Raw genomic sequence first — 7,081 nt, forward strand, 5'->3', positions numbered from 1 at the left:
CTACGTCGCGCGCGAAATCTACCGCCATATCCAGCCCGCCACAGCCGCATCAACTCCACCTGCACCGCTTGACGCAACATAGGGGCATCCTCAACGTCGGCACCTCGGCCATCCTGTCGGCCCCGTTCATCGCCGAACTCAAGGACGAGGCGTGGTTCACCCGCCTGGAGAACCGGTGCGCGGCCAAGGGGATCGACGTCGCGGCGATCTGGGTCCGCTGCGATCCCGAGTCGATGCGCGAGTACATCGAGTTCCGCGGCGCCGCCCGGGATGCCTGGAAGCTGGAGAACTGGGAGCAGTACGCCGCGAGCCTGAACGTCGAGACCAGCCCGCCCACCGCACACGTCACCATCGACAACCGACTCGGCGCGGCCATCAGCCTCGCCGACCAGACCCGCGAAGCCCTCAAACGGATCCTGACGTGAACCCGCAGGGAATCGTCATCTACGGCCCACCCGCCAGCGGCAAGGACACCATCACCGCCGCCCTCATTCGCCTGGATCCACGGTTCACGTTGCTGCCCAAGCTCAAGGTCGGCACCGGCCGCGCCGAGGGGTATGAGTTCGTCAGCGCCGAGCACCTGGACACGCTCCGCGAGGCGGGCCGGCTGGTCGCCGAGACCCACCGCTACGGCAACGTCTACGCCATTGACCGCCAGACGATCGAAGACCGGCAAGCGGCCGGCTGCGTCCCCGTCGTCCACATGGGCAACACCCGCGATCTGCGGCAACTCGTCGGCACGGTCCCCGACGGGTGGTTCCGTGTGCTGTTGTGGGTGCCGCGTGAGGTCACCGAGCAGCGATCCCGGGCGCGCGGGGACGTCGACACCCCCAAGCGCCTTGCCGCATGGGACGAGACGCTCACCGACCTGGAGACCAACACCGACGCTGGGTTCTTTCATCTGCGCATCCACACCGATCGTCTCGGAGTCGACGCGGCGGCGCACGAGATCATGAGTGCCTACGATCGTCTGCGTGACGCTGGATGCTCTCAGCCGGAGGGATGCCGTCGTTGAGTCGGGCCGCTACCTCGTCGGGGATCAGGTCGAGCCGCCACCAGGTGCCGCAGTCACGACAGCGTGCCCCGTCGGGGAGCGGAAGCTCATTGGTCCACTCGACACGAACGTGCCCGCACCCGTCGGCCCTGTGACTCTGCGCGCAGCGCTCGGCCGTGACGGACGACTCGTCCGCGGTCACGATCAGCGGAGCCTCTCCCTGACCGCACCCGCAGTACGGGCACACCGGCAACGGCGTCCCTGCCTGTAGGTACTCCGCGATGTGCCGTTGCCCCTCGACGAGGCGGATCAGCTCGTCCAGGCCGTGCGCGACGAGGTAGCGGGTGAGGCCGGCGAGCACCTCGTGTCGCTCCAACGGTCGTTCAAGCGTGCGGCGCGCGTAGAGGACTCCCGAGGAGCCGGTTTCCACGCACCACCCATCGAACACCGGCCCATACGTCACCGGAGCCGGCGCAGGAGCCGAGAGCAGCCGATCGGGCATGGGTCCCCTTCCTACCTTTGACGTCATCGGGCCCGCCCGGTGAGGATCGCCGTCCACAGGCGCTCACCTTCGGCGGTGCGCATCCACTCGCTCTCCCGCAGAGTGACCTTCTTGCCCTCGCCCTGGCGCCGCCGGATGAGCACCATCCCGCCAGCGGTGCAGAACTCATAGGTGAGCGGCTCGCACTCACAGGTGTGCTCGCGTACCCGGATCCGATCGAAGCGCGGCATCCTGCCACGCCAGCTCACCACCTCATGACCATCGTGCAGCGGAGCCACGTGGATGCCGTGGTAGTACGCCGCCAGGTGGCCCAAGGTGCTCACGACTCGCTCTCTTCTCCGTGTCGTCCGGCGAAGGCCCTTGTTCGGCGGGCATCGGTGAGTGGAGCCCGGGACCGTGTCCCTCGGAGCCCTCCTGCACCGAGGGACGGACCGGTATGAGGAAGCGGTCGTCCCGAGCCGGTAGGCCCACCACTCACCGATGCCCACGGCTGCATCATAGGCAGGCAATACCGTGGTACACCATAGAACACAGCAGTATGTTCCGCTGGAGTGCCCTCCACTACGGGTTCCTACCGTGTACTCATGACCGAGTTGCGGGACGATCTGCCCAGGTGGCGCCAGGTGCGAGACATCATCGTCCAGCGCATCGAAGCCGGCCAGTACAAGGCAGGCCAGCGAATCCCCTCGGTCGTCGATCTCACCCAAGAGTTCGGCATCGCCACCCAGACAGCCCAGAAGGTCATGAACGCCTTGCGCAAGGGCCGATGGATCCGCACCGAACGCGGCATGGGCAGCTTCGTCACCACCGCCGAGGAGCGCACCACGGAACCTGGCGAGACATCCGAGTAGCCGCTACGGCACCAAGATCATCGGAGCCTGCTCACTCCGGATGAGAACTTTCTCTACGTCTTTAAAGGCGGTCCGCTCCGCGGCCCGCCGCGCGTCGGGCGGACGCCGGCCGCGCTGCGGCTCTTCGGCCGGTCGCGGCCGCGCCGCCCACGCGCTGATGTCCACCAGGCAGACCACCTCAGCCAGGAAAGTCTTCCGGCGGTCGAGGCGATCCCTCCGTAAGGCTGCCGCACCGCTTCCGTTCCTCGGGCCTTGGCGGCCCTGCGGTACGGATCGGCTTGCCACCGGATGACGGGGTTCTCGCCTCACGCGATGGGTCGCGGATCCAGCTCAATCATCGCTACAGCAGCGAGTTCACTGCCTCCCAGTGCCTATAGTTCTCATCAATCGAAGGATCGTGAAGTACGCCAAGGATGTAGCAGAAAAGCGGACCATACTTGCCGCCGGGGAGCGGTGTTCAACGGATGGCGGCAAAGCGGCAATGTGCGAAAAGTGATCTCTCTCCTCAAGAGGGTGAACGGGTCGTCGGCCACGAGCAGCACCACGACGCCGAAAAACCCGGAAACCATGAGGGCGACGCTGGCGGACGAGGGAGAGGGAGAGAGGTAGAGACAGAGACGGGGCGGAAGGTGCAGGAAGGACCTTGGGGCGCTGCCCCAAACCCCGGGGCCTCCGACTCCGAGAGGGAGGCCGCGAGCTGGCGCCGTAGCTGGCTGGGCCGGAAGCCTGATCACTCGCCCGCCATCGACCCAGGCAGAGCCCAGCAGCCCGGCTCCTCCAGGTCAAGCCCAGCCGTGCGGGCAGGACAATCAGCGCGCGAGGAAGGTCACCGGGAGCAGGTACACGCGAGGCAGGGCTTGACCCTCCATCCCCGGCCCGCTGTCACTTCGCGATGGGTCGACGGCAGACGAGAGATCAGGACGGGAACACCTGCGGGCAGGTGCCCCCGGATCCTGAGCTTCCTCTATCCCCGCATGAATATTGCCGACAAGCACTCTTATCGGCTCACCTTTTGCTGCTGGCGGCACCACTTTCGATAAGCTGCAATTTTGGGCGGACCGGGGAGGTTGTTTCCCTTCCTCCCTCAAGCGCGATAGGCGCGAGGCCAAAGATATGCTTATTCAATTCATCGAGATTCAGATGTACCGCTTCGGCCACCTGTGAAGCGCTAATTCCCTTTTCGCGAAGGGTGGCGAATACCTTTGTCAGGAGATGAGAGGTTTCTCGCGGAATCCCGTCCGGCTCCGATCGACGATATCCCATCTGCGACAACTGTTTCGCCGTTACTCGATATATCCAGTCGGATGTGAGACCCAGTTCGTGCAGCCTGTACGTCAGAGCCATGGCCGCCACATTCCACTTTCTCTTGGCCTTCATGATCCGATCAAGAGATGCGTTGTGGAGGTCTTGTGCAAGTAGCCCGGACTTCGGCATAAGAAATGCAGATGCAAACTGCTGTGCTTCCCGCTCCGCTTCCGGCCCGTGAGGAATTCGATGCTCGGAGTGAAGGACTAGGTGGCCCAATTCGTGGGCCGCATCAAACCTACCCCTTTCCCCGCTTTTCTGCGTATTTAGGAATATGAACGGCTGATTGCCGTTGTGGCGGATAGAAAAAGCATCCACCGAGGAGCAGTCCACGGCAAGCGAAAACACGCGTATTCCGTGCGCTTCTAGCAAACGGATCATGTTGCCGATCGGAGACTCTCCAAGCCCCCATCGTGCCCTCAAAAGCTCCGCTGCCTGCTCTGGTTCGAGGTGAGGGAAAGTTGGTACGTCTGCCCGAGGTAGATCGAACCTTGCTTCAATCCAGTCATTAATTGAGACGGCGAAACTGCCAGCGCTTAGCGCTGCATCCCTATCCAGGGCGCTCGTTTTCGTGAGCGCACGAAAGCTGGCCTCGTTTACTGGAATTTCAGACAAGTCGCCAGCGGAAAAGAACGAAGGTGGCAGTTCAAGTGCCCTAGCGAGCGACAACAGGGTGTCGCCGCTAGGGGACTTGTGGCCGTTCTCGAACGCAGTCAAGCTGCGAACGGAAATATCAGAAGCTTGAGAAAGCTTCGCTAGAGTCATACGACGCCGTTTGCGGGCGTGTATGAGACGAGACGCTGTGAACATTTATTTCATCCCCATATGACCAAATGTGGCCGTAGGGCGTCATCTTACCAGTGCAATCAGAGGCCCTTGTAAGTGACGTCGAAGTCCGGCCCTTCATCGCTGTTGGTGGGGTTAAGGTCGATCTCCCCGCCGCCGTCGCTGGGCGGAGCGATCCTTCCGATGGGAATGCGCACGAGCCACGTGTCCACAAACTTGCCGTGCATCTCCACCGGCAAAGAAAGTTCGACGTGGATTTCACCATTCTTGTCCATGCGGTAGAGAATGAACCAGGTCGGGATGTCGTCGACGTCAACATCCTCAATCTCGACCGCCAGGTCCTCATCGAGGTCGAACAGAGTCGTCTGCTCATTGCGCTTCACGAGGCTCGCGACGGCGCTTCCCTTGGGGTTCTTCGCCCGAACCTTCTTCTTGCGATCGCCAACGCCGCCCGCACCGCTGATCACAGTGACGGCGAACGCCCCCGAAGGGTGGATGGTCCGCAGGATCGAGTCCCGGTTGCTGTACCCCCAGACCTCAGGCAGAAGGCGGTCCCGCAGCTGCTCGCGGAGGTACCGGTTTCCCCGGCTCCAGAACATGATCCCGCCGGCGCTCGGGGCGTCCATTCCAGTGCAGGTCCGCGCGTCGGCAGCCGCCATCTCCAGCGCGGCCAGAATGATCTCCGACGTCAGGCCCAGATCTTCGGCTTTCTTGGCCGATCGCCAATCGGCATACGGCAACTCGTCCATCGACCACCTCCAAGGTCATCTCGGTTCCAAGAACTCTACCTCATATGAGGTCGAGATTTTGGAACTCTTTGACCGGCACAAGAGGCTCGTGATCAAACCGTTATCGAACTTGTGATCGATGGTCGGGCCGAGACCCAGTGCGGTGACCGGAAAGGTTCACCGGGTTGCTGCTCGCGGTGACCGGGCCGGGCGGTTTGGATGTAAGCCAGCAGATCCGGCTTGGCGCAGGGAGACGTGGCGGCAGAACCTGTCAGGGTCCGAAGACTCACCGACCACGAAGTACAGAAGCTCCAGCAGATCGTGCGCCGGGCAGCACCAACTCGGCGCGCTACCGGCGCGCGATGATGCTGCTGCTGGCCTCGGCCGGCGGCAACGCGGTGCCCGGTCATCGCCCGCTTGGTGGCCGCCGATGAGGACACCGTCCGCGACGTGATTCACCGCTTCAACGACATCGGGCTGGCCTGCCTGGCCCCTCAGTCGCGGGAGGCTGGCCTCGCCTGCTCAGCGATGACGACGAGGCCTTCGTCATCCCGGCGGCCACGGCGCGCCCAGGGATGGAGGAAGGAAGTACCAGCGGTAGACGCACACCTCGCGGTTGCCATCCTGGCTCCCGACCTTCCTGCTGATGAAAGTTACACCGAACTCCTGAGAGAGTCGTCGGCCGTCCTGGGAGCCGGGACCAGACGTTACACGGCGTTCGCAGTCGTTCTTGACGTGAGACATAAGACGTCATACGTTACGTGAGTTTTATACATGGGATGTCTCTTAGACAAATCACCTGACGTGTTTGCCGTCGGAGGCACCTTTTGACCGAGTGCTCTACCGCGGGGTGTCCCGTCGAATGGCGGCTGCCTCGCGGCGATGAACCAACCAGTCGTGGAGGCACAGGCGGCACTCGGCCGCAATCATCACCCCCCGCCTCGTCACCAGGAGCTTGGATGAACATGCCGCTGAACCGTCGACGCTTCATCGCCACCACGGCGGCGACCGTCGGTGCTGCCGCGCTGCCTTCGGCGATCTTCGCTGACCGGGCGGCCGCCGCCGTGCCGCCGCAGGTGACGCTGCCGCAACGCGGCATCTACGACACGACAGCCGCGGCGAATTGGTCCGATGCCTTCCTGACCGGCAACGGTGAGTACGGGGCCATGCTCTACGGCACGCCCACCCTGGAGAAGGTGATCTTCACCCATCACCGGTTCGTTCTGCCCAACGGCACCCGTAACGTGACTCCGCCGGTACTGTCAGGCCGGTTGGCGGGGGTCAGGAACAAGGCGCTCGCCGGTGACTTCAACGGCGCCACCGGCGACTTCACCTCCGGCTGGTCGCTGCGCTGGACCCAGACCTTCCACCCGGGCTATGAGCTGCAGATCAGCACCCCGGGGATGACGGCCGGCAATTACGCCCGGATCACCGATTTCAGGACCGGTGAGGTCACCTCGACGTGGACCGACGGTTACGGCACGTGGACCCGGCGGGCTTTCGCCTCCCGAGCCGACCAGGTGATCATCCACGAACTCACTCCCGCGCCGGGCCGGACGATCGACGCCACGCTCAGCGTCAACACGGCCCTGAGCGGCGTGCCGGGGTCCGTCGGTTTCACCACCCTGGCCACGGTCGCCAACGGTGACGGCTACCTCAACCTACGGGGCAGATACCCCGCCGGACAGGGGGCGTTCGGCTACGAGGGCGTCACCCGGGTAGTCGCGACCGGCGGTTCGGTACGAGTGAGCGGCTCGGCCATCGTCGTGGCCGCGGCGACCAAACTCGTGCTGCTGACCAAACTCGATCGCTACGACTCCTCCACCGCGTGGGACGCGAAACCGTTGCACACGGCGCTGGCCGCGCTGAGCGCCGACTACGCGGCGTTGCTGACGCGGCATACCGCCCTGCACGC

8 protein-coding genes and 1 pseudogene are annotated in these 7,081 nt (G+C 64.0%); 5 read left to right on the top strand and 4 right to left on the bottom strand.

Annotated features, from left to right (window positions below):
- Nucleotides 1-68: 68 nt before the first annotated feature.
- Both AB0G15_RS43040 and AB0G15_RS43045 read left to right on the top strand, forming a co-directional pair.
- On the top strand, nucleotides 69-425 hold the full coding sequence (locus AB0G15_RS43040) for a hypothetical protein (RefSeq protein ID WP_362851451.1): 357 nt from the start codon (nucleotides 69-71) through the stop codon (nucleotides 423-425).
- The gene (locus tag AB0G15_RS43045; RefSeq protein WP_362851453.1) at nucleotides 422-1,015 is read left to right on the top strand and encodes a guanylate kinase; all 594 of its coding nucleotides are present in this window, start codon (nucleotides 422-424) and stop codon (nucleotides 1,013-1,015) included. Before AB0G15_RS43040 ends, AB0G15_RS43045 begins: the two co-directional genes overlap by 4 nt.
- On the opposite strand, the gene AB0G15_RS43050 is transcribed toward AB0G15_RS43045, so the two are convergent.
- Together AB0G15_RS43050 and AB0G15_RS43055 are read right to left on the bottom strand one after the other, a co-directional pair.
- On the bottom strand, nucleotides 951-1,370 hold the full coding sequence (locus AB0G15_RS43050) for a hypothetical protein (protein ID WP_362851455.1): 420 nt from the start codon (nucleotides 1,368-1,370) through the stop codon (nucleotides 951-953). The two genes, AB0G15_RS43045 and AB0G15_RS43050, sit on opposite strands and share 65 nt — an antisense overlap.
- 149 nt (nucleotides 1,371-1,519) lie before the next feature.
- On the bottom strand, nucleotides 1,520-1,819 hold the full coding sequence (locus AB0G15_RS43055) for a hypothetical protein (RefSeq protein WP_362851457.1): 300 nt from the start codon (nucleotides 1,817-1,819) through the stop codon (nucleotides 1,520-1,522).
- Nucleotides 1,820-2,080: 261 nt separating this feature from the next.
- Between AB0G15_RS43055 and AB0G15_RS43060 the strand changes: the two genes are divergently transcribed.
- Complete coding sequence (locus tag AB0G15_RS43060; RefSeq protein ID WP_362851459.1) at nucleotides 2,081-2,347, top strand: winged helix-turn-helix domain-containing protein; 267 nt, start codon at nucleotides 2,081-2,083, stop codon at nucleotides 2,345-2,347.
- Nucleotides 2,348-3,352: 1,005 nt separating this feature from the next.
- Here AB0G15_RS43060 and AB0G15_RS43065 read toward each other — a convergent pair.
- Nucleotides 3,353-4,462, bottom strand: a complete 1,110-nt coding sequence (locus tag AB0G15_RS43065) for an XRE family transcriptional regulator (protein ID WP_184542940.1) — start codon at nucleotides 4,460-4,462, stop codon at nucleotides 3,353-3,355.
- A gap of 56 nt (nucleotides 4,463-4,518) precedes the next feature.
- The gene (locus AB0G15_RS43070; RefSeq protein ID WP_362851462.1) at nucleotides 4,519-5,187 is read right to left on the bottom strand and encodes a hypothetical protein; all 669 of its coding nucleotides are present in this window, start codon (nucleotides 5,185-5,187) and stop codon (nucleotides 4,519-4,521) included.
- A 234-nt stretch (nucleotides 5,188-5,421) separates the two neighbouring features.
- Here AB0G15_RS43070 and AB0G15_RS43075 point away from each other — a divergent pair.
- A pseudogene (locus AB0G15_RS43075) lies at nucleotides 5,422-5,738 on the top strand (helix-turn-helix domain-containing protein); the annotation flags it as partial.
- Between the two features lie 387 nt (nucleotides 5,739-6,125).
- Nucleotides 6,126-7,081: glycoside hydrolase N-terminal domain-containing protein (locus AB0G15_RS43080; protein ID WP_362851464.1), on the top strand; the 956-nt coding region annotated here is incomplete at its 3' end.

It is taken from the genome of Streptosporangium sp. NPDC023825, from assembly GCF_040639575.1.
Lineage (GTDB): Bacteria > Actinomycetota > Actinomycetes > Streptosporangiales > Streptosporangiaceae > Streptosporangium.

Bases quoted from the DNA above. Each gene is read 5' to 3' on its own strand.
- AB0G15_RS43060 (WP_362851459.1), top strand. From the start codon at position 2,081: ATGACCGAGTTGCGGGACGATCTGCCCAGGTGGCGCCAGGTGCGAGAC.
- AB0G15_RS43065 (WP_184542940.1), bottom strand. From the start codon at position 4,462: ATGTTCACAGCGTCTCGTCTCATACACGCCCGCAAACGGCGTCGTATG.
- AB0G15_RS43070 (WP_362851462.1), bottom strand. From the start codon at position 5,187: ATGGACGAGTTGCCGTATGCCGATTGGCGATCGGCCAAGAAAGCCGAA.